The organism is Microcoleus sp. F4-D5 (genome assembly GCF_036704885.1).
Taxonomy (GTDB): Bacteria; Cyanobacteriota; Cyanobacteriia; order Cyanobacteriales; family Microcoleaceae; genus Microcoleus.
Map to the genome: position 1 here is coordinate 44823 of NZ_JAUBSX010000021.1, position 21807 is coordinate 66629.

A 21807-nucleotide genomic window follows, 5' to 3' on the forward strand; every position below is an offset into this window, starting at 1 on the left:
ATCTGGTTGTGATTGAGGTCTCAATTCCTCCGAAAACTCTCTCTGAATTCCTCACTCTCAACCTGATATTGTGGTTTTTTTTTTCTGGAACATAATCAGGAGTTACATTAAATCCGGTAGCATCGTCTGGCGTCAAATCCAGTCAACAGTCAACCGCAGATGGTGCAACCGGAGTCAATCTAATTAATCTGCGTTAATCTGCGTCGTTCTGCCTGTATCTGCGGTAAAAAAAGATAATTTATTAACTGCTGATGACAAGGAATTGACCCTAATTAACGCAGAGGTAAACAATAGATATCTAAATAATTCCGATGCTAACAGATTCGATCCTATATAGCTCTATGCAAACCAAAATTTACTGCTGTTCGTTCAAAAAATCTAATCCTAAAAAAATAGCTGCGATGCTTCCTGCTACACAAATTTCTCGGTTTGATATTTTTAACAAAACTTCGGCAATTGGCACTAAAACTACTTCAATGTCTTCTGTAATGTCCAATTGTATTTCGCTGGCAAGCTTGACATTTTTAGCAAAGTATAGGTAAATAGAATTGGTGTCTTTTACGGGGTTATCATATAAGGTTGCTAGTTCCAAAATTTCTTCAGCAACATATCCCGTTTCTTCGGCAAGTTCTCTGATCGCAGCAGATTGGCCGCTTTCTTCAGCAGGATTGAAAGCTCCGGCCGGCAGTTCCAGCAAAATCTCGCCTGCTCCATGTCTGTATTGGCGCACAAATACAAGTTCTTGCTGCTCTGTCGTGGCAAATACTAGGGCGATATTGGGTCGGACATGAACAAAAAAGTCGTCGATAATTTGTCCGCTTGGCAATTCTATTTCATCTTGTCTAACCTGACACCACTTGTTGTTAAGAACGAAGCGCGATCGCAATAATTTCCATTTAGTTAAATTTTTCATATCGCCATAATGCTAAACTTTCAGCGTCATCAGAAGGCACAATTTCCCCATCAATAATTTATTGGAAATCTAAAATTTCTCTCAGCCGCCATGCCATACAAAACGTTACTCCCAAGATTTTGGGAAGACTTACAAAAATTGACTGTTAATTCTCTAGCACCCGGATTGTTTGCGATCGAGTCGCTGAGTTTGAGTCTAGCAGTCGCCGCCGCAGTTGCAGCAGTGTCGGCAGCACAGCCACCAGCAAATGCTTCTACAGTCACAAGTTGGCAGTTCGATCCGGCGACGAATCAGTTAGAAATTACTCTCCCAGAGGGAACAACTCCCACATATTCTGTACTCAACCCGTCTCAGATTGCTGTGAATTTGCCCAATACTGAGATCGGAGTAGATGCAACTCAGCTATACCCGCAAGGCACAGTGCGTTCTGTGGGGGTGAGTCAACTTCAACCGGGAACGGCGAGAATTCTGGTGAATTTGGCTCCGGGAGCAGCTTTCAGGGCAGGGCAAGTTCAATTCCAAAGAATCGGAGTAGAAAATCGCTGGGTGTTGCGTCCTTCGATCGAACCTACTTCGAGTATGGAAACTCGGGAAACTCAACCCCAGCCTGCAATACAAGTACCGCAAAACCAGCCGCCGAGAGATCCCAACTCAACTGCTGCCACAGAGGTCGATCGAGCTGAGCCTCCTACTTCCCCGAATCCCGCTACAAATTCTTGGCAGCAGCCAACTCCAAACGACCAAATCCGGCCGATAACACTGCCTGTAGTCAATTTTCCCCTTAACGAACGCCGTGGGGTACAAGCTGCTGCTGTACCCGGCCTAGCTCCTCCAAGAACGGCGACTGCTGCACCCCAACAGCGGATGCTTATTTTTGGTGAACCACTTCCTCGGGGACGATAAAATGCCCGTTAGCAGGCTACAGTCAAGTTTAATGAAATTCTGCGAGTAGGGGTTGGGCCTCCCGCCAGCCCGAAAAATACAGCGCAAGATGCCCGACAGCTTATGAAATAAAGTAGGGACTTAGGCTTGGCCTAACTCCCCACCACATATCTGTACTTCACCTAACTTAAAACCGCTATATCGGCGATTTAGAAACTTTGACCTTCAGTGGTTGGAGCTATCGCACCCGGTTGGTTGAGGAACAGGTTTTTAGCCCCGTCGTTTTGGTAGATACAGTTAATTTCGGGTTGAGCTTCCAGGGGGCCGGTGAAGCCAAAGGTGTTCATGCGATTTTTGCACTCACGCACTTGGTTTTGGCTGATGAGTTTTCTTTGTTCCAGAATTGCCCAGTTATTGGTTCGCAGGACGCATCCGGGACGCATGCTCGGCTGCGAGATGTAGACGTTGAAGGGGTTGAGGGTGACGTAGAGCCGCATGTCTGTCACCATGGCGCTTGCTCCAAACTGCACGCAAAGTTCTGGGTTCGGGGCGCTGCGATCGATAAATTCGCGGGATGCTACGTTTTCTGGGCTAATGGTAGCGGTGGAGCTAAAAGCAATGCCTATCCCAATTCCCAGAATAAAGACGGCTGTTAAAATCCCAAGGGTGGCGGAATTCAGGAAAGAGGGTTTGCCAGACTGAGGTTGGCGGCGCGACGGTGCGCCAAATAAGCCGGAGTCTTCATCTCCCCAGGATGGGTCGCCGCTGAATCTATCGTCGTTGTAGGATTTAGGTTTGCGTTTCATATAAGGTTCCGTCAGTTCTGGAGACTCAACAGGTAGTAGTTTGTTATTTTTAACAGATCTGGCCTTTCTAATATTATGGCGCTAGGAAGGTTGTTGCTACAGGCCCAGGACAGCTCCTCTGGCTTTGGTGTGGGGTTCACAGCTCGCGATCGAGCAAGGGGCTGCCTTGTATGAATTTTCAGATTTCAATAAAATAACTGAAAGTGACATACTCTTGCACAGCCGAGGAATCCGGCTCAAGATTGTTGACAAATTTTAACATTTTACAAGTCAGGAGGTATAGATTAGTGTCTGTCGAAATTATTCAAAAGCCTTCCACAGTCCGCAAGCTTGCACCGCGCTACCGCGTGCTGCTGCACAATGATGATTTCAATCCTATGGAGTACGTGGTGCAGACTTTGATGGCTACGGTACCGAGTCTGACTCAGCCACAGGCTGTGAATATTATGATGGAAGCCCACACTAACGGGTTGGGACTGGTGATTGTTTGCGCTCTCGAACACGCTGAGTTTTACTCTGAAACGCTCAACAATCATGGATTGAGCAGCAGCATCGAACCTGATGATTAGAACCTGATGGTACTGCAAGGGATTCGCCCAGCGCGTTTCTGAGTGAAATAGCTCATACCCCGATCTAAAAAAGCCAAGGGTTAGGCCCTTGGCTTTTTGTTATATTTACTGCGGTAGAGATGGAAACTTGAAGAGGATAGGTTTTTCGGAACAGCAGGAAGTTGTTCGGAGCTAGGTGAGCTCTCGCGCCAATTTCAACTCTCCAATCTCAAATCTTTATCCGATGAAATTAATGAGCAAATTAATAACGTCCTCCTCCGCCTCCTCCTGCGCGACCAAATTTTCCAGGGCCGCCGCCCCGGTTGCCGCCCCGGCCGCCTTCATCTTCGCGGGGCTTAGCTTTGTTAACTTTGAGATCGCGACCCATCCACTCTGCTCCGTCGAGAGCACTAATGGCTGCATCTTCTTCTGCATCTGTTGACATTTCTACAAAACCGAAGCCGCGGGGGCGACTGGTTTCTCTGTCGGTAGGTAGATGTACTCGCTTAACAGTTCCGTATTCGGCGAAGACGGTGGTGATGTCTTCTTGGGTAACTTGGTAGGATAAGTTACCGACGTATATCGACATGAGGAATAACTCCAAAATTTAGACAGTGCGAAGATTTCAGTTTCGGAGAGTCCCCTGCCGATACAGAAGGGCAAGTTTTTAGACAATTCTGTAGCAATGAACAAAGCCTGCAACCGAATCTGATTCACACTTGGTACTTTAACATAGAATAGCGTGTTTTGAGTAGGTTTCAGGAGTGAATTAGGTAGTTCAAATTAAACTTAAAACTTTTGGGGTATTCAGAAAGCTGGTACCTCGATTTGATGTTTTGGCAAGGTGGAAGCGCGGAAAGTTGTGGTGCCGACTCTCACCGCAGGAAAGATACGTCTACCTTGCCAAAATTGGTACTCAAAGCTAGATTCAGGTTTTCCAGGGCTTTGACTAACCAAACCACGCCTTCTCGGGTACTGAATTCGTAGTGACCGAACAAAATTGCTAACCGCTTTTCTAGGTATGGCTTGACTTTGCCGCAAATTAGTACGATCTTCAGCAGCAAACCTGTGGTTTGAGTGGGGCCGAGGTTTGAGATCAGGTCGATGAAAACAAAGTGGTTGGGCCGCACAGGACTCTCTACTACTAGAAAGTTCAATAACTGGCTGCAAGTTCTGATCATTAAAAATTCGTTAAACTTCTGACCCTCGCTGTGAGGAAGGGTATTTTGTAGTTGCTTATACAATTTTTCATTAAATAGACGTTTTCCGTAGCGGTCGTCGCTGACAGAAGAAATCAGGTATTCGTACAAGTCGTCTTTAAAGGAGCCGTAGGACTGAGTTGTGCTGGCATTCGTCCTGAACCGGCTCGCTAGCTGTCTGTAGGTATCGGCTCCTTCTACTTTTCCCACAAATTGCTTGAGGGCAAAGAATAGTTCCGGGTCGCTCAACAGCGTCGGGTTTTTTATAGGCTGTATATTTCTGCCAAAAGAAATTGATGTTTCCCGACGTGCTATTTGGGCTTTCCTCACTTGATGAGCGACGTATTGCGAGAGGTTGACTTCAAATTGCTGCTGCTTTTGAGCTTGGATTTTTTTAATGATTTTCTGCTGTTCGTAGGTGCTGTCGTCACTGAGGAGGCAGTGTTTGTAGAGGTAAGGATAGCGAGGAATTAAGTTTCCCAGGGCAAGGCTAGCGGGGGTTTTGCTGTTGCTGCTGTCTTCATTGCTGTGAGTGATGACTTTGGCTAAGCGTTGGAGGGTGAGGTACTGTTCGCTTTCGGTAAATTGATTTACTAATTTGGGGATGGAAGGAGTCGCGCGCGATCGGCTGTATCCAAATAATATTTTCGGGGCTTCTTCAAACAGAGCGATCAATTCAGGGATGGCTGCTTGCTTGCTGGGGTATGTTTGCCAGCGGTTGATCAGGATGTGGCAGCAGCGGTTGAGGATGTACTTGAATTCTTGTTCGGCGTGTTTTGAGGCTGCTATTTTTTCGAGTGCGTCGGCGACGGAGCGATCGGGATATCCGGTGCCCTGGATAAACAAAGTGCGAAAACGGCTGATGAGTTCGGCCGGCGGCTCTACTTGTACCAACTCCAGCCAGTGGTTGTAAAGTAACTGTTCTTCTTCTTCGTGGCTTTGTCTGTTGTAGTCGTTCACTGTGGATTAACCCTCCGAGGCTGGGGCAGGAGCTTTCAACGCTATTAGCTTAATGAATTGGCAGTTCAAGGGCAACAATTGAGTCGTCAAGCGAGTTTTTCGCCGGATGAGGCTTAGGGATAGAAGCTGCTCGCAGCTTAAGCCGATCGATATTTTTTGCTTAGTTAAACTATTTACCAACACCAGCATGACATGAATTGTTGCTAATTAGCAAGGCCTAAAATCACCTCAGACTTTGTAAAGTATTCGTAAAGATTGTGGATGGGTACGGGAGGATTTCTTAGTTGGCTGACGATTTAATATTAGGATTGTTAAGGTCTATCCTGGTCGGCAGCCCCCAATCAGTTAAATGTGAGGTCTGGCGAGGTAGAATTAGCTGTGAAAATAATTATTTGAAATGTGAGTGCTGGTTATGGTTTGTAGCGTAAGTATCGCCCAACTTGCTGAAATTTTAACTGTACCTTTGCCTGCTGTCTCTGAAGGCGTTTTGACAGCTTTAGGGACAGGTATTGCCACAGATACGCGCACTCTTGAGGGGGGCGAAGTATTTTTGGCGCTGCGGGGAGGCAATTTTGACGGCCATCAATTTGTGGCAAAAGCTCGGGATTTGGGTGCGATTGCAGCGATTGTCGATCGACATTGGCAAGAGGAATTGCCTAATTTTCCGCTGTTGCGCGTTGACGATACTTTAAAAGCTTATCAGTCGATCGCCCGTTGGTGGCGCGACCAATTCAGTATACCTATAGTTGCTGTTACTGGTTCTGTAGGTAAAACTACTGTTAAAGAGTTAATTGCGGCGGTTTTGTCAACGAAGGGAAATGTTCTTAAAACTCAATATAACTACAACAATGAAATTGGCGTACCAAAAACTCTGTTGGAGCTTTCGCCGGCACACAATTATGCTGTGATTGAAATGGGAATGCGCGGCAGTGGCGAAATTGCGCTGCTGTCGCAAATGGCGCGTCCTACTGTGGCGGTAATTACTAATGTAGGAACGGCGCATATCGGGCGATTGGGTTCGGAAGAGGCGATCGCCCGAGCAAAGTGCGAACTGTTAGCCGAAATGCCTGCTGATAGCGTTGCTATTCTCAATCATGATTGTGACAGATTAATCGCAACTGCGGCCAAAGTTTGGCAGGGAAAAACTTTAACTTACGGTTTAGAAGGCGGGGATTTGTGCGGACAATTGCTTAACCATGATACCATGTTAGTAGAAGGTGTAGAATTGCCGCTGCCGCTGCCGGGACGGCACAATGCTGTAAATTATTTGGCAGCTTTGGCGGTAGGAAAAGTTTTAGGTATTGATTGGGAAGTTTTAAAGCAAGGTTTGTCTGTGCAGTTACCGGATGGACGGGCGCGCCGCTACGATTTGCCGCAGGATATTGTAATTTTGGATGAGACTTACAATGCTGGTTTGGAGTCGATGTTGGCGGCCCTGAGACTGTTAGCAGATACTCCTGGAAAGCGCCGGATTGCGGTGTTGGGGACGATGAAGGAATTGGGCGACAGGGCGATCGAATTTCACCGACAAGTGGGAAGGGCGGCGCGAGATTTGCATCTGGATGCTTTGTTTGTTTTTGCTGATTTTGAGGAAGCGGCGGCGATGGCTGCGGGTGCGGCGGGTTTGCCTCTTGTGGAGGTAGAAGATATTGCGAGGGAGAATTCCCACGAAGATTTAGCAAGGCATTTAATGGAGTTTGTCGGACCGGGCGATCTGATTTTATTTAAGGCTTCTCATTCGGTTGAGTTGAATCGAGTTGTTGAGAAATTTAGAGCTGATTTGGCGGGGGAATAGACAGAAACTCGGCGATTGAAATCGCTTCTTGTCAAACAAAGTCCGCCTGCACGGACTGAGGAGAAATAGGGGCGATCGATCTTAATTGATATACTAGCAACTTGCTCTGCTTCCGCAGCTACTTCGATCGCCACTCTCGCCCTTACCGACTTACTCCGGCAAGCATTCGCTTCAGCACTCGCTGCATCACCTGAAGTTCTCGATCGTCCAGGTGACAGCCAAAGTATTCTGCAATTCCCTCAGCATAAACCGTCCACATTTGCTGTTGGATTGCCAATCATGCCTCAGTCAGCACGGCATAGGTGCCCCGCCGATCGCTCGGACAGGGTTCTCGATATAGCAGTCCGGCTTTTTCCAGGCGATCGGGATTTATTGTAGTGAAATTCGATTTTCTTTAAAGGGCGATCGCAGCTATCCTTCTTGTGGGTTTTTCAAGCGCGTTCTCAGGCGTTGCAGCACATCCATCCGCTCGTGATAAATAGCAACAACCACCATCAGACTTCCCGATCTCATGATGCCAAAAATATAATGGTGCTGACATCGGGTTACGCGCAAACGGGGATGAATGTTTTTCAGATCCCGATAGAAGCCCTGGCTACCCGCAAGGTTTTCAGCACAGGTTTCCAGCGCAGCAACGTAATCTCGCGCCTGGGCTATGCCGTAATTGTTAACGGTGTACTCGATAATATCTGCTAAATCCTCTTCTGCGTAGGAGGTGAGTTCGTAGGATGGCATTACACTTTTCCCATCGCCGCCAGCTTCTCTTCCAAAACCTGGCTGAATGTCTTAGCCGATACTTCGCCGCGTTCGGCTTCCGCTATGCGCTCCCTCAGCAGTTCTTTGAGTTCCTGCCAAGCCTGTTCTTCCTCTCGATCGTTAGAAGGAAACAGCCTTTCGAGTACAAACTCTTTAATAGATTTGCCCAGCACAGCCGCCATTGCCTTAATTTGCTGGTGCTGTTCGTCTGTTACATCGATCGTTATCCTGCTCATAACGCCACATTGACGGAGTACCTTTCTAAGATATCCTAAAATGTAAAAAATTACAATTGTGATTTTTAGACTCTTCCTGGTGTCCCCAATGCGATCGAGCAGCTTAACTGGCAATTGTTATCATAAGTTTATGGATCGAGAGGTTATCTAATGGTAGAAACCACCATCCTAGAAAGTCTAGTCAAGTTGCCAGATTCTCTGAAACAGGAAGTGCTGCACTATATAGAATTCTTAGTTTTAGTCAGCCGCAACGAAGTGTTGGATGCTTATGTTGTTCGTGGATTTTCGACACAGATCGTGTTTCTCTGGTGTTGCAGGGTAATCCCAAAGTAATCGCGCAACTAGGAAAAGCCTCTGCACAGACTTTGGTATCATACTGCAAATGTGATATAGTTACTAGATATCTCCGGAAATTCGCTCTCAGCCCAGACAGGGCAAGGGTTGAAGGTATTCTTTCGGGGATGTCTACTAGCTATGCGGAACTTACGAGTTGTCTTTGATTCGCCGTATAGGTATTTTGTCAGCTACTACCTGAATACTTACCAAAGAACTTTCCCAAAGCTTATGTATATCTATATTACACAGCAGTGCCAGGATAACGCTGAAAAGTATTATATTAAACCTAAAATCACTGAACTTTATGATAACTCCGAAGTGTTAGATCTCTTCGATCCAATTTATCCTTACTGGAAGCGAAGAATAGGGAAATACAGGTTATTAGCAAAGATCGAAGAGGTAGATAATGAGAAGATTCTCTGCTTACTAAATATTCTGGAGCGAAAAAGTCAAGAGTATGAAGAATTTACAGACAAAAATAAACGTCAAAAATTTGGTCAAGACAAGTTAGAGCCATTACTGAATGATGATGAGATTAAGGAATGGCTAAATAAACAAAAAGAATCGGTTTGTCAACAGCCAAACAAACGCGAGCCTCTTCCAAACGATCTGTTAGTCTGGCTAGAGCTACCTAGCTGGAGTAAAGACTCTCAAGACTTGGTGATTTACGAAAGCGGACAATGGTTGAAAAAGTGCGGACAAGAGAAAATCAAAGACCGACGGGAAACTTTCAAAAATATTATTCTCGAGATTATTAGTCAAAATGATGTGGAAGATGAAAGCACAAGTTGCTCTCGTGTAAAGTTATATAGCAACAGGGAAGGGTTATCGATTTTGTTTAGTAGGATCGAAACTATTGCTACTGAAGATACGTCCTCTAGAAAAATTTTATTTTTGCTTGCTCCTTTTCTTGAAAAACCATCGGATGACCCTATAAGAGAAGTAGTAGAGGCGATCGATCTTCCCGACTTTGGTGAAAATGTTAATAATCTTCCGGCTCAATTGAGTATGGATGAGCTAACTTGCCTAGCACGACGTTCTTATCCAGCATACCTACTATTAGATTTTGAAAGTTGGCTAGCTATTGAAAAAGATGACGAATCAAATCTAGCTCTCTCAGTGGAAGAAGAACAAATTTTAGAATCTATTTCAACTCCACAAAAACCCTCCCTACCGATGTTTATCAATGGACGAGCTGGGAGTGGTAAATCTACAATGTTATTCCACCTTTTTGCTGATTACTGCGATCGCCACTGGAACTCTTGTCAAGCAGGAGGATATGATTTTTATGAAAAGCCACACCCTCTTTTTCTAACTTACAGCGAGAGTTTGCTCAAGGTAGCTAAAGATTCAGTGCAAAGCCTTTTAAAATCTCATCATAAATTTTTATTAGAGAGAGGAAAGCCAGAAGCAGAAATACCAGATGTAGAACCCTTTTTTCAACCATTCCAGAAATTTTTATTAAATTTTTTACCATCTACAGAATACGACAGATTTAAACCAGAAAAATACATTTCTTATAACCAGTTTCGACAGCTTTATAAAGATTCTCCACTGCCAGAAGCAAGAAATAAACGCTACTCAGCAGGGCGATGCTGGTACATTATTAGAACTTTGATTAAAGGCTACTCTCTTGATGGATATATAAACGAAGACGATTATAAGGAATTACCGCGCGAGGAACAACGCAAGATTCCAGAAGATACATTCAAAGGAATTTATGAAACGGTTTGGAAATGGTATGAAAGGCTAATTGAAGATAAGGGCTACTGGGACGATCAAGACTTAATTAGAATAGTTCTCGAACGGAAATATTTCTCTTCTGAATACACTGCAATTTTTTGCGATGAATCTCAAGATTTTACGAGACTAGAACTGCAACTCATCGTCAAGCTTTCTGTTTTTTCTAAATATGATTTTGGATTTAACTATGTTTCTGTCCTACCCTTTACCTTTGCTGGCGATCCTTTTCAAACCTTAAACCCTACTGGATTTCGTTGGGATAGCGTCGGGGCATTGTTTTACAACGAAGTTGTAATGAGGCTCGATCCAGCAAGTAAACTTAATCTAAAGATGAATTTTAAGGAGCTACAAGTTAATTATCGCTCTAGCTCATCTATCGTTAAAGTGACCAATTTAATCCAATTGTGGCGCTGTGTTCGTTTCGAGCTACCTGACATTAAGCCACAAACTCCGTGGCAAAAAAAAGACAGTTTTTCTAAACCGCAAAAGTTTATTTTTGGTCAGAATCTCTCGTTAGACGATTTAAAAAGCCATATCGACAATAAGCCGATTTTTATCCTACCCTGTGAAGCTGGCGGGGAAATTGACTATATCAAAAGTGATGAAATTCTTTTGGAATTATTTCCACAAGCCAACGAGGGAAAAACGCCAGAGAACGTATACAGTGCCATCAAAGCAAAGGGCCTGGAGTTCCCGCTGGTCATCCTATACAAATTTGGGCATGAGTTGGCTCAAGAAAACAATGCGAACTTTGTATGGAACTTTGACGCTAATAGTCAAAGAGATTCAGTAGAGTTAGAATACTACTTTAACAAGCTTTACGTTGCGGCTAGCCGAGCGATGTCTGATTTGGTTGTCATTGACTCAAAAGAAGGAGATGAATTGCTGTGGCAGCAGGCTAGTGACGATCGGATCGATGGATTCCTTGAGCGGTTGGAAGCTGATAAACGCCACGATTGGACAGATTTACTCGGAACTATCAGCACAGGGCAAAGTCTAGAAGTGCTGGATCAAGACAACCGAGAACTCCAAGCAAAGCAGATGAAGAAGCAAGGATTGGCAGAGGAAAACCCAGAGTTACTCAGAAATGCAAAAGCGTATTACTCTGTGTTAGGAGATACAAAAGAAGTTGACCTCTGCGAAGCTTGGGCGCTCAAATTCGATAATCATTTTAGTGAGGCTGGTCAACTTTTCTTGAATCGAGGTAAGAAGGAAGAGGCTTGGAAGTGCTTCTGGGAGGGAGCTTGTTGGAAAGAATTGAAGCAATGGTGTGAAAAAAACCCCAATCAGAAACCAGTAGAGCTTTCTTTAGTGGCATTCATGATGGAGGAAGATCCGAAATCTTTCGATGTTCTCAATAAATTCACCGAGTTCCTTGAAAAACGCAATGAGAACAACTCACTGAAAAACTTTCGTTCGAGCAAACCCTGGCAAGCAGCGATCGAGCAATATGCCAGCCAAATTGATGATATAAAATTGATGAACGAACAGAGTCTCACCTGTGAGCAATGGCAACGATTTGGAAATCTATTACAAGACTTGCAACAAGCTGGTTATAACCAAACAATAAAAGTGGCGGGAAGTTCTTTCTACCAAGCCAAAGATTATAAAGGTGCTGTGCGCTGCTGGGATCAGTGTGAAGTTCCCCCAAAGCGCGAGTATAACTTAGCTAAAGCTGAAGTCGAAGGTTTTCCCGAAGGCTTACAATACCTGCAAAAAGAAGGAGAAAATCAGCGGATTTTTCAGGAGTGGGAAAGAGAAAGAAAACCAGATAAATATCAATGGTTAGACTATGTTTTACCAGCGCTTCAAAACCTGAATCGGCATCAAGAGCTAGTTGACTACTTAATTCAGCGAAAATTGTGGAGCAAAGCCATAGAAGCAATAGCTAAGCATCCTCATCCCAATGAAGCAAAAAGTTTGAAGTTTAATGTTGTGCGTGGAATTGCTTACTCAGATCTTACACCAGATACTGCTCGATCAGAACGCCAACGTTATCAGAACTTTATAACTTCAGTTCGAGGTTTTTCCGATTGGCAGCACCATATAACTGTACAAGAAGTTGGTGCTGCAATGGAGAGAATTGGTGAGTTTGTGCCATGCTTAGAATTTTATGAGAAATTTTTTGATGATTCCAACTCTAAGCTACGAAATTTTGCACGAGAGCGTTGGATTGCCACTAAGAAAAAGCAGGTAGACTACGAGCGAAACACAGATGGTGGCAAATTTAAGCAAAGACAGGACGAACTTGATGAGAATGCTCGTAAATGGAGCATAAATCTAGATTCAGTCTCTAACCTTCCAGAGCTTACTGTTCCACTAGCAGAGCCATCAAACACGGAAGTCAAGAGAGAAGCTGATTGGAAAACTTTAGGCAATGGCGTCGAACAGCGTGACATAGGTCGTCTTAAATTGATGAGAATCAAGACGATTAAGCAGCTAACTATTACTGATGATACATCCAAGATATTGCAAGTAACTTTGGATTCTGGGAAATGCACCATCAAAGGTAAGGTTGAAGATGTGGAAGTATCGGGCAGCAACAGATTACTTTTTAAGGTTCCTGAAAGTGGTTACATCTGTGAAGTCTTCTACAGTGATGCTTCTCCCAGCCTTGAACTCAATATTCAAGGTCTATCAGATAAAATCATCATAAAACTCTAAAGATGAAAGTATCTTGAAGATAGCTGTTGCAGTCAGCTAGGGCAATTACAGTTATGAACTTAGGTTGAGTTGAGCGTAGAGGTAGCAGTTGGTAACGGTAATGATCGAACCCAGGTATATTGGCATGAATTGATGTGGGTTTCAGGGTGTTGCTTTTTTTAAAGCATTCGCTCTAACACTCGCTGCATCACCTGAAGTTCTTCATCATCCAAGTGAGAGCCAAAGTATTCTGCGATTCCTTCAGCATAAACCGTCCACATCTTCTGTTGCATCTCCAATCCAGCCTCAGTCAGCACGGCATAGGCGCCACGCCGATCGCTCGGACAGCGTTCTCGATACAGCAGTCCGGCTTTTTCCAGACGATCGACCAGATGGGTCAGATTGCTACGGCTCAACAACACTTTCTGGGCCAAGTCGCTCAAGCGCACACGATACTCTAGCGCTTCTTTGAGCCTACATTCCGCACTTCTGACTATGTTAAGAAGTGCGGAATGTAGGTTAAAAACTACAAAAATCTAGTTTTTAACCTTGGTGATTGACTGCGACAAATCACTTCGTCGCACTCAATACATTACTTCGCAGCTTGACGCTCTTTTGCCGCCTTAATCACTTCTTCAGCGATGTTATTCGGACAAGGAGCATAGTGCGAGAAGGACATCGAGAACTGCCCGCGCCCAGAGGTCATTGTACGCAAATCGCTAATGTAACCAAACATTTCGCTCAACGGCACATCTGCCTTGATCCGCGCTCCTGTTTGTCCTGTCTCCTGAGATTTCATCATGCCCCGGCGGCGGTTGAGGTCGCCGATCACGTCGCCCATGTAATCATCTGGAGTGAATACATCGACATTCATAATCGGTTCGAGCAACTGAGGCGCCGCTTTAGGCAGAGACTGGCGATAGGCCGCTTTGGCAGCAATTTCAAAGGCCATTGCTGACGAGTCAACGGGGTGGAAACCGCCTTCTAGTAGGGTGAATTTCAAGTCCAAGCAAGGGAATCCGGCCAAGACGCCTTTGTCGATGCAGCTTTCAAAGCCTTTTTCGACCGCTGGCCAATATTCTCTCGGCACGCTACCACCGGTCACTTTGGACTCAAACTGGAAGCCGCTTCCAGGCTCACCAGGCTCGATCACGTAGCCGATTTTGGCAAATTGACCGGAACCACCTGATTGCTTTTTGTGGGTGTATTCGTCTTCGAGGCGCTTGGTAATCGACTCGCGGTAGGCTACCTGCGGTTCGCCGACTTCTACTTCGATGCCGTGGGTGCGCTTGAGAATGTCTACTTTGATGTCGAGGTGTAACTCGCCCATCCCCTTGAGAATCGTTTCGCCACTTTCTTGATCCGTCACCATGTGGAAGGATGGGTCTTCTTGCACCATCTTGGTGAGGGCTGCTCCCATTTTTTCTTCGCCGCCTTTTTGTTTCGGTTTGACCGAAATCGAAATAACGGGATCGGGGAATACCATCGGCTCTAGGGTGGCGGGATTTTTGGGGTCGCAGATGGTGTGTCCGGTGCGGACGTTTTTCATGCCGACGATCGCCACAATGTCCCCTGCTTGCGCGGATTCAATTTCTTCGCGAGAGTTGGCGTGCATTTCCACCAAGCGGCTGATGCGCTCGGTTTTGCCTGTGGCGGTGTTGAGTACGGTGTCGCCCTTGGACAACTTACCGGAGTACAGGCGCGTGAAGGTTAAAGCACCGTAGCGATCGTCCATGATCTTAAACGCGAGTGCCCGCAATGGCCGATTGGGATCGACAACGGCAAATTCGCCGGTTTCATTCCCATCGAGATCGACTTCTGGCTGCGGTGTGACTTCCATCGGGTTCGGCAGGTAGTCAACTACGGCATCGAGAACCAACTGCACGCCTTTGTTTTTAAAGGATGAGCCGCAGTAGGTGGGGAAAAATGCCCGATCGCGAGTACCTTTGCGAATGCAGCGCTTGAGGTCGTCAATGCTCGGCTCGTTGCCTTCGAGATACTGTTCCATTACATCGTCGTCTTGCTCGACGGCCAGTTCGAGCAACTTTTCGCGCCAAGTTTCGACATCATCGACCATATCGGCGGGGACATCTTTAATTTGATAGTTCATCGGATCGCCGGAATCATCCCAGATCCAGGCTTTGCGGGTCAACAAATCGACTACGCCGCAAAACTTTTCTTCTATGCCGATCGGCAATACCATTACCATCGGTTTAGCGCCGAGGATTTTATCGACTTGCTGGACAACGCGGTAAAAATCTGCGCCGGTGCGATCGAGCTTGTTGATGTAGATGACGCGAGCGACTTTGGAATCGTTAGCGTAGCGCCAGTTGGTTTCAGATTGCGGTTCAACTCCACCCGAACCGCAAAACACACCGATGCCACCATCGAGAACCTTCAAAGAACGGTAAACTTCGATCGTAAAATCGACGTGTCCGGGAGTATCGATGATGTTGAGCTGATGCTCGTTCCAGAAGCAGGTGGTAGCAGCGGATTGAATCGTAATACCGCGCTCTTGCTCCTGTTCCATGAAGTCAGTCGTCGCCGCGCCTTCGTGAACTTCACCAATTTTGTGGATTTTACCTGTCAGTTTCAGGATTCTTTCTGTTGTGGTGGTCTTGCCAGCATCTACGTGGGCGAAGATGCCGATATTTCGATAACGAGTGAGATCTTTCATAATTAATGTTGAGATTAAATGCGACGAACCGTCGGCGACCACCTGCAAGCGTGACAAGCGAGGAATCAATGTTGCCTGGTAAGGCCAGTACAGGCTAGATTTTCTTTCCCCTGTTTCTGGCAGGACAATCTTAATTTTGACACTTTCTCGTCATTCCTGCGAAGGATTCTTGGTTTAATAAGTGCCACAAGCCTGACAACTCATAAAAACACCCTAGAGCGAGGGAAAAATCGTCTCCGAAAGTAGGTTGGGTTGAGGCACTCCTACCCAACAAATTCGTGTTTTTGACGTTTCGAGCAACCTGATATTTTGCAGCAGTCTCAGCAAGAAACTATAAACCGCGTTTCCTGACAAAAAACCTAGGATTTTAGGTGAGTTTGTGGGAAGAAAACCGGTTTCTGAAATTACTGACATTAAATAAGTAGGTCCAAATCAACCGCCCTACGGGGAGGAGGGCGCGTGAGTGCAGCAATAAACTGCCGGCTTTGATATATCTTCGCTTAACCTGCCCCTACAAAATATTATTAAAAACCCCGTTGCTGCGTCCAAAACTATCTAAGTCAAAATCGACCCACTCATCATCCGCTGATATCTCCGCTCCAATTCATCCCGCACCACCGGCCACTGATGCAAACTTTCATCATTCTCAATTACCATTTGAGCCGCCGCCCTCGCCAACTCCAAAACCTCCTGATCCTCCACCAAACTCGCCAAAGCAAAATCCGGCAAACCCGACTGCCGAGTTCCCAAAACCTGACCCGGCCCGCGCAATCTCATGTCCATTTCCGCAATAAAAAAACCATCTTGAGATTGTTCTAAAACCTTCATTCTCTGCATAGCTTCCGCAGTTTTGGAACCGGGCATTAACAAACAATAAGAACGGTTGCTGCCCCGACCGACTCGACCCCGCAACTGGTGCAGTTGGGACAGTCCAAAACGCTCAGAATTTTCAATCAGCATTACCGTAGCATTCGGCACGTCTACTCCCACTTCGACGACAGTAGTAGATACTAAAATATCAGTTTCTTTGTCTCGAAACTTACTAATTGCCTCATCTTTGTCAGCACTGCTCATCCTGCCGTGGAGCAAACCCACCTTAAACTCAGGAAATACGCTTTTTTGCAGTTTCTCTTGTTCCTCAATTGCCGATCGCACGTCCAACTTTTCCGACTCCTCCACCAGCGGCAGCACCACATAAACTTGACGCCCGCTAGCCACTTCCCGCCGAATCAAATCGTAAGCTTGGATGCGTTCTTTTGCAGACAGTACAGTGGTTTGAATCGCCTGCCTGCCGGGGGGAAGTTCGTCAATTTGACTCACATCTAAATCCCCGTGCAGCGTCAGCGCCAGCGTCCGGGGAATGGGAGTTGCCGTCATCGTCAAAACGTGGGGAGCTTCGCCTTTTTGCTGCAATTTAGCGCGCTGCTGCACGCCGAATCTGTGCTGTTCGTCAATTACCGCCAAACCCAATTTATGGAAATTCACCGTATCTTGAATCAGCGCGTGAGTTCCCACTAAAACCGGCAATTCTCCGGTTTCTAACTGGTTGTGAATTTCCCGGCGCTTGGCTACTTTGGTGGAACCAGTTAACAGTTCGACAGACAAGTGCATCAAGTTAAACCAACCTACCAATTTGCGGTAATGCTGTTCTGCTAAAACTTCAGTCGGCGCCATTAAAGCGGCTTGATAGCCGGATTGAATTGCTGCTAGCATTGCCACGACGGCTACTACAGTTTTGCCGGCGCCGACATCGCCTTGCACCAATCTGTTCATCGGTTGCGGCGAAGCTAAATCGTTGAGGATGTCATTGATGACTCTTTCCTGAGCATTAGTCAAGGCAAAAGGCAAGATTTCATAAAAATGTTCGATCAATTTGCCGCTAGGAATGAGGACTGCACTAGCTTGAGCTTTTCTTTGGGTTTGGCGGCGCTTTAAAAGTCCTAATTGCAGGTAGAAAAATTCGTCAAAAACTAAGCGGCGGCGGGCGGCGGCCAAACAATCTCGATCGAGGGGAAAGTGAATATTAGTCACGGCATCGGCTAAACCCATTAAACCGTAACGCTCGCGCAAATCTTCCGGTAGCGATTCCGGCAACATTTTCGCCGCCGGCATTGCCGCCAAAATCGATCGCCTCACCGAACCGGCATCCACCCCCTCCGTCAGCGGATAAACCGGTATCAGGCGGCCGACTTTCATTGATTCGATCGCACCGCCGGAGTCGTCTAATACTTCTAACTCAGGATTTTCTAAAGTAATTCCATATTTACCCTGCTTCACCAACCCGGAAGCCGCCAGCACCGCACCTGTACAATACTCGCGCTTTTTGAATTCTTGCCAGCCGCGATTGCTGTAGCGAGGGCCTGCAAAAAAACGACTAATTTTTATCTCTCCGGTGCGGTCTTTTAAAATTACTTCTAATATAGTTAACTTCTTATTCTTCGGACTAGAAAAGCAATTGCACCGCTTTACTTCAGCGATTAAAGTGACAGTTTCCCCGGCTACTAGCTCGCGAATTTGTACTTGCTTTGCATAGTCGATGTGGTTGCGGGGATAGTAGTAAAGCAAGTCATATACAGTGTATAAACCCAGTTTTGCCAAGCGGTTGCCGTTGGCGGGGCCGATGCCGGCGGTGCGGGTTAACTGTTGGTCGAGAGTCAGGCTTGGTGGTGGGGGTGCTGTACTCAGGGGTGCTGTTCGGGGAACGGAAACTGCTGGGGCGGTTGGTTGGGCAGCGTTTGCGGGTCTGACTTGTGCTGCTTGTTCTTGCTGGTGGCGAGTTTCTTGTTCCCAAACTTGCTCCATTTGCCTGAGAAAACTAACCGTAATGGCGATCGAATGTTGGCGCTGTTCGAGATCTTTCTGAGGGTAGATGTCAAATTCAGCGGCTAGTTGTCTGGCTCGATCGCGCGCCGAAGCCGCCACAGAACCTGCCAACTGTCTCAAACTCAGGCCCAGAAACTCGCTGAAGCGGTATTGACTGCCTTGGATATCGTTAAATCCGCGATCGGCTTCTACGGAAAGAGCTTTTTGCAATCGCTGCCATTCGGGTTGATTATTAGTCATATCAATTTTAGATTTTAGATTTTAGATTTTAGATTTTAGATTTTAAATTTTAACTTTTTCTTTTAACAAGCTTCCACCAAAAAAATTATAACACCGAGAAACCGGGTTTCTTTAAGAAACCCGGTTTCCAATAGCTTAAAAGTTGTACGTTTTTCCTTCTTTCCTCTTCCTTCTTCCCTCTTCCTTCTTCCTTCTTCCTTCTTCCTTCTTCCTTCTTCCCTCAACATCCGATCAATCTTCAAACCAACTCGATCGCCAAGCCGACTCAGCGTCCACCACAGCCAATTCCCGCTGCTTTTTCTGATAATCGCGACCCAGCGAGTTCAACTTTACAGAGAGGTTGCGAATTTGCTGGCGCCAAGCCGAGGTTCCGGCATCGGCAAACTCTATTTCCGACAGCCGCAGTTTAATCGCTGTAATGTGCAGCGCCCTACTGCTTAAGGCTTCTGCTAATTTTCGCGATGCTGGTGAGGCATCGGTTTCGATGATTAAGTTTAATAAGTTAGGCGGCCCCGCAACGCTGTCGCCGGAGGATTCAGCACCAGAAGCAGCTTCTAGAACAGGTTCTGGCAATTGACTGGGCAACATTCCCGATTGTTGCAACAAGCGGTTGGTGTCGCGAGAAAGCAGCTTGAGTATATGGACGATCGACTTTTCAATACTATTTTGCCAGCGTGCCAAACTTTCAGGGGAATTGGCACTTGGCAATTGATAATTTGCCAATGAAAATAGATAGTTAATGGCGGAAACTTCGTTTTTTTCCTTTATTTCTTCCTCTTCCTCTTCTTCTTCTTCTTCCTCTTCTTCTTCTTCTTCTTCCTCTTCTTCTTCCTCTTCTTCTTCCTCTTCTTCTTCGGATTCAGTCGTCACTAGAGATCGCAATTTTTCCTCCGACGCCGCAGCCAAAGCCCTTACAGACTGCTGCATTTTTTGCCGCCCGTCGAAGGACAACTTGAGAAAGGACTCCGGTACTGCTTGAGTGCAAAGGTGATAGCAAGCCAAAATTAACTGCTGCCGCACTGCTTGTCCCAACGCAGTTAAATAACCATCGTAGGTACTGCGAAACTCCAAAGTCAAGGCTGCTAAAGCCTCTTCGAGTCCTGCCAAATCTTGCTCTATTCGCTCTCTCGATCGCACCATATCTCTCGTATAAAATTAAAATAGAAGGCGGGCAAAAAAATCAGTTTCTGCCACAAATTGTCTGAGTTTCCATTAGACATCTCCAATAATTATTGTGGAACAGGTATCCTGCCTGTTCAAAGATGGCTTTTCTGGAGATGTCTATTTAATACTGGTTATAAACCGGGTGTTTTGTACGCAGTCCGGGAGTCATGTAAAAATTAAAAATTAAAAATGTAAAAAATCAACTTTTCACATTTTTAATTTTTAATTCTCAATCTTAATTTTGGATTATTTAGCACCCATTTGGGCTGCGACTTCATCGGCAAAGTTAGCTTCTACCTTTTCAATGCCTTCGCCCAAGACAAAACGCACGAAGCGGCGCACTTGGATATTTTCTCCTATTTGGGCGATCGTTTGTTTCACCAACTCTTCTACCGAGATATTCTGATCTCTAATAAAAGGCTGATCCATCAAAGATAACTCTTTCAGGCGCTTGTCAATGCGGCCTTGAACAATCTTTTCTTTGATGTTGTCCGGCTTGTTGCCCAAGTCGTCCTTCTCCATTTCAATTGCCTTTTCTCTTTCGACAACTTCGGCGGGGATCTCTTCAACTTTCACGTATTCCACATTCGGGCAAGCTGCAATTTGCATCGCAATATTCCGCACCAAAGTTTGGAATTCTTCGCGGCGTGCCACAAAATCAGTTTCGCAGTTAACTTCCACCAGCACTCCCACGCGGCCGCCTGTGTGAATGTAGCTACCTACGAGTCCTTCCGAGGCAACCCGTCCTGCTTTTTTGTCAGCCCCGGCGAGACCTTTTTTCCGCAGCCACTCAATGGATCTTTCGATATCGCCATCGTTTTCAGCGAGGGCTTTTTTACAGTTCATCATGCCCGCGCCGGTTTTGTCGCGCAGTTCTTTAACAAGTTTTGCAGATATGTCCGCCATCTTCTTTAAGTTCCCAATCAAAATTAGTTATTAGTCATTAGTCATTAATCATCAGTCATTAGTCACTAATCTTAATGTTAATGATTAGACCCAAGTGAAGAAATACCCAGTCCGCCATAGAGCGGAGTTTGTTGTAGGTGTAGCGCCAGAATTAATTCTAGCACTGACACAACGAATGCTTTTGCCAGAACTCTACTAATGACTTAGACTCCTGCCACGTACAATTAAAAATTAAAAATGTCCAAGTAAAAATAATTATTATTATTTTTACTTTTCAATCTTTAATTTTTAATTTCTTGGTGTCAGATTCGGAGGGCAATACTAGCCCTCGGTTTCTTCGCCGTCAGCGTCAGCGGCGTCGTCGGGATCTACATAATCGGGGTCATCCAATTCTTCGATTTCGACATCATCTTCCGCGCCTTCGTAACCACCCTCGTAGTCGTAGTCTTCATCAGAGTCGCCGCCCTGCTGACCGTGACGACCTTCGTAGATGGCATCAGCTAACTTGCCGACAATCAGCTTGATCGATCGAATAGCATCGTCATTCGCCGGAATCGCAATGTCAACCAAATCCGGGTCGCAGTTGGTATCCAACAGAGAGACGATCGGAATTCCCAACTTTTGGCATTCCAACACCGCATTATACTCGCGGCGTTGGTCTACCAGCACCACTCCGTCGGGAATCTTCCGCATAGATTTAATCCCGCCCAGATATTTCTGGAGTTTTGCCATTTCTCGGCGCAGTACGGAAGCTTCTTTTTTCGGCAGCAAATCGAGGGCGCCGATTTCCTCGCGGCGCTCCAAATCCTTGAGGCGCTCCACGCGGGACTTAATCGTCGTCCAGTTTGTGAGCATTCCCCCCAGCCAGCGCTGGTTGACGTAATAAGCACCGCAGCGTTGAGCTTCTTGGGCTACAATCCCTGCTGCTTGGCGCTTCGTACCCACGAACAAAAACTTTTTGCCTTTTTCTGAGGCAACTCTCATGTACTCGTAGGCGTCTTCCATAAGCTGAGCGGTTTGCACGAGGTCGATGATGTGAACCCCGTTGCGCTCTGTAAAAATGTAGGGAGACATTTTCGGGTTCCACCGACGGGTTTGGTGTCCGAAGTGAACCCCTGACTCTAACATTTGAGCCAAACTGACTACTGGCATTGTATTTTTAACTCCTGATTCGGGTTAA

20 protein-coding genes are annotated in these 21807 nt (G+C 46.0%); 5 read left to right on the top strand and 15 right to left on the bottom strand.

Annotated features, from left to right (window positions below):
- Window positions 1–355: 355 nt before the first annotated feature.
- Window positions 356–913, bottom strand: coding sequence for an NUDIX hydrolase (locus QUA80_RS12415; RefSeq protein WP_333424837.1), 558 nt, complete (start codon window positions 911–913; stop codon window positions 356–358).
- Between the two features lie 90 nt (window positions 914–1003).
- On the opposite strand from QUA80_RS12415, the gene QUA80_RS12420 reads away from it, so the two are divergent.
- Complete coding sequence (locus tag QUA80_RS12420) at window positions 1004–1816, top strand: AMIN domain-containing protein (RefSeq protein ID WP_333424839.1); 813 nt, start codon at window positions 1004–1006, stop codon at window positions 1814–1816.
- A 188-nt stretch (window positions 1817–2004) separates the two neighbouring features.
- Here the strand turns inward: QUA80_RS12420 and QUA80_RS12425 are convergent, their stop codons facing one another.
- Complete coding sequence (locus tag QUA80_RS12425; RefSeq protein ID WP_333424841.1) at window positions 2005–2601, bottom strand: DUF3172 domain-containing protein; 597 nt, start codon at window positions 2599–2601, stop codon at window positions 2005–2007.
- 287 nt (window positions 2602–2888) lie between these two features.
- Between QUA80_RS12425 and clpS the strand changes: the two genes are divergently transcribed.
- A complete protein-coding gene (gene clpS / locus QUA80_RS12430; RefSeq protein WP_333424843.1) occupies window positions 2889–3170 on the top strand; it encodes an ATP-dependent Clp protease adapter ClpS in 282 nt (93 codons plus the stop codon).
- A 241-nt stretch (window positions 3171–3411) separates the two neighbouring features.
- Here the strand turns inward: clpS and QUA80_RS12435 are convergent, their stop codons facing one another.
- Complete coding sequence (locus tag QUA80_RS12435; protein ID WP_015178020.1) at window positions 3412–3738, bottom strand: RNA recognition motif domain-containing protein; 327 nt, start codon at window positions 3736–3738, stop codon at window positions 3412–3414.
- A gap of 286 nt (window positions 3739–4024) precedes the next feature.
- On the bottom strand, window positions 4025–5308 hold the full coding sequence (locus QUA80_RS12440) for a hypothetical protein (RefSeq protein WP_333424846.1): 1284 nt from the start codon (window positions 5306–5308) through the stop codon (window positions 4025–4027).
- A gap of 412 nt (window positions 5309–5720) precedes the next feature.
- Between QUA80_RS12440 and QUA80_RS12445 the strand changes: the two genes are divergently transcribed.
- Complete coding sequence (locus tag QUA80_RS12445; RefSeq protein ID WP_333424848.1) at window positions 5721–7103, top strand: UDP-N-acetylmuramoyl-tripeptide--D-alanyl-D-alanine ligase; 1383 nt, start codon at window positions 5721–5723, stop codon at window positions 7101–7103.
- A 142-nt stretch (window positions 7104–7245) separates the two neighbouring features.
- On the opposite strand, the gene QUA80_RS12450 is transcribed toward QUA80_RS12445, so the two are convergent.
- The 4 genes from QUA80_RS12450 to QUA80_RS12460 are packed head-to-tail and all read right to left on the bottom strand — an operon-like array spanning window position 7246 to window position 8095.
- Window positions 7246–7380, bottom strand: a complete 135-nt coding sequence (locus QUA80_RS12450) for a hypothetical protein (protein ID WP_263053543.1) — start codon at window positions 7378–7380, stop codon at window positions 7246–7248.
- The gene (locus tag QUA80_RS33775) at window positions 7381–7476 is read right to left on the bottom strand and encodes a MarR family transcriptional regulator (protein ID WP_071884039.1); all 96 of its coding nucleotides are present in this window, start codon (window positions 7474–7476) and stop codon (window positions 7381–7383) included.
- A gap of 38 nt (window positions 7477–7514) precedes the next feature.
- Window positions 7515–7838, bottom strand: a complete 324-nt coding sequence (locus QUA80_RS12455) for a type II toxin-antitoxin system RelE/ParE family toxin (protein ID WP_015178023.1) — start codon at window positions 7836–7838, stop codon at window positions 7515–7517.
- Window positions 7838–8095 carry an antitoxin ParD protein gene (locus QUA80_RS12460; protein WP_015178024.1) on the bottom strand — a complete coding sequence of 86 codons (258 nt, stop codon included), beginning with the start codon at window positions 8093–8095 and terminating at the stop codon, window positions 7838–7840. The genes QUA80_RS12455 and QUA80_RS12460 overlap by 1 nt, the downstream gene beginning before the upstream one ends.
- 150 nt (window positions 8096–8245) lie before the next feature.
- Between QUA80_RS12460 and QUA80_RS12465 the strand changes: the two genes are divergently transcribed.
- Together QUA80_RS12465 and QUA80_RS12470 are read left to right on the top strand one after the other, a co-directional pair.
- Window positions 8246–8428: a DUF2281 domain-containing protein gene (locus tag QUA80_RS12465; RefSeq protein ID WP_015178025.1), complete on the top strand. Its 183-nt coding sequence runs from the start codon at window positions 8246–8248 to the stop codon at window positions 8426–8428.
- Window positions 8429–8659: 231 nt separating this feature from the next.
- Window positions 8660–12838 carry a hypothetical protein gene (locus tag QUA80_RS12470; RefSeq protein WP_333424852.1) on the top strand — a complete coding sequence of 1393 codons (4179 nt, stop codon included), beginning with the start codon at window positions 8660–8662 and terminating at the stop codon, window positions 12836–12838.
- A 158-nt stretch (window positions 12839–12996) separates the two neighbouring features.
- Here the strand turns inward: QUA80_RS12470 and QUA80_RS12475 are convergent, their stop codons facing one another.
- From QUA80_RS12475 to rpsB, 7 genes are all read right to left on the bottom strand, one after another.
- The gene (locus QUA80_RS12475; protein ID WP_051041536.1) at window positions 12997–13266 is read right to left on the bottom strand and encodes a MarR family transcriptional regulator; all 270 of its coding nucleotides are present in this window, start codon (window positions 13264–13266) and stop codon (window positions 12997–12999) included.
- Window positions 13267–13409: 143 nt separating this feature from the next.
- On the bottom strand, window positions 13410–15494 hold the full coding sequence (gene fusA / locus QUA80_RS12480) for an elongation factor G (protein ID WP_333424855.1): 2085 nt from the start codon (window positions 15492–15494) through the stop codon (window positions 13410–13412).
- A gap of 555 nt (window positions 15495–16049) precedes the next feature.
- A complete protein-coding gene (recG, locus tag QUA80_RS12485) occupies window positions 16050–18557 on the bottom strand; it encodes an ATP-dependent DNA helicase RecG (protein ID WP_333424857.1) in 2508 nt (835 codons plus the stop codon).
- Between the two features lie 62 nt (window positions 18558–18619).
- A complete protein-coding gene (locus QUA80_RS12490; RefSeq protein ID WP_333424859.1) occupies window positions 18620–18784 on the bottom strand; it encodes a hypothetical protein in 165 nt (54 codons plus the stop codon).
- Between the two features lie 4 nt (window positions 18785–18788).
- A complete protein-coding gene (locus QUA80_RS12495; protein WP_333424861.1) occupies window positions 18789–19697 on the bottom strand; it encodes a hypothetical protein in 909 nt (302 codons plus the stop codon).
- Between the two features lie 270 nt (window positions 19698–19967).
- The gene (tsf, locus tag QUA80_RS12500; protein WP_333424863.1) at window positions 19968–20627 is read right to left on the bottom strand and encodes a translation elongation factor Ts; all 660 of its coding nucleotides are present in this window, start codon (window positions 20625–20627) and stop codon (window positions 19968–19970) included.
- A 321-nt stretch (window positions 20628–20948) separates the two neighbouring features.
- Window positions 20949–21779: a 30S ribosomal protein S2 gene (rpsB, locus tag QUA80_RS12505; RefSeq protein ID WP_333424865.1), complete on the bottom strand. Its 831-nt coding sequence runs from the start codon at window positions 21777–21779 to the stop codon at window positions 20949–20951.
- Window positions 21780–21807 lie beyond the last annotated feature (28 nt).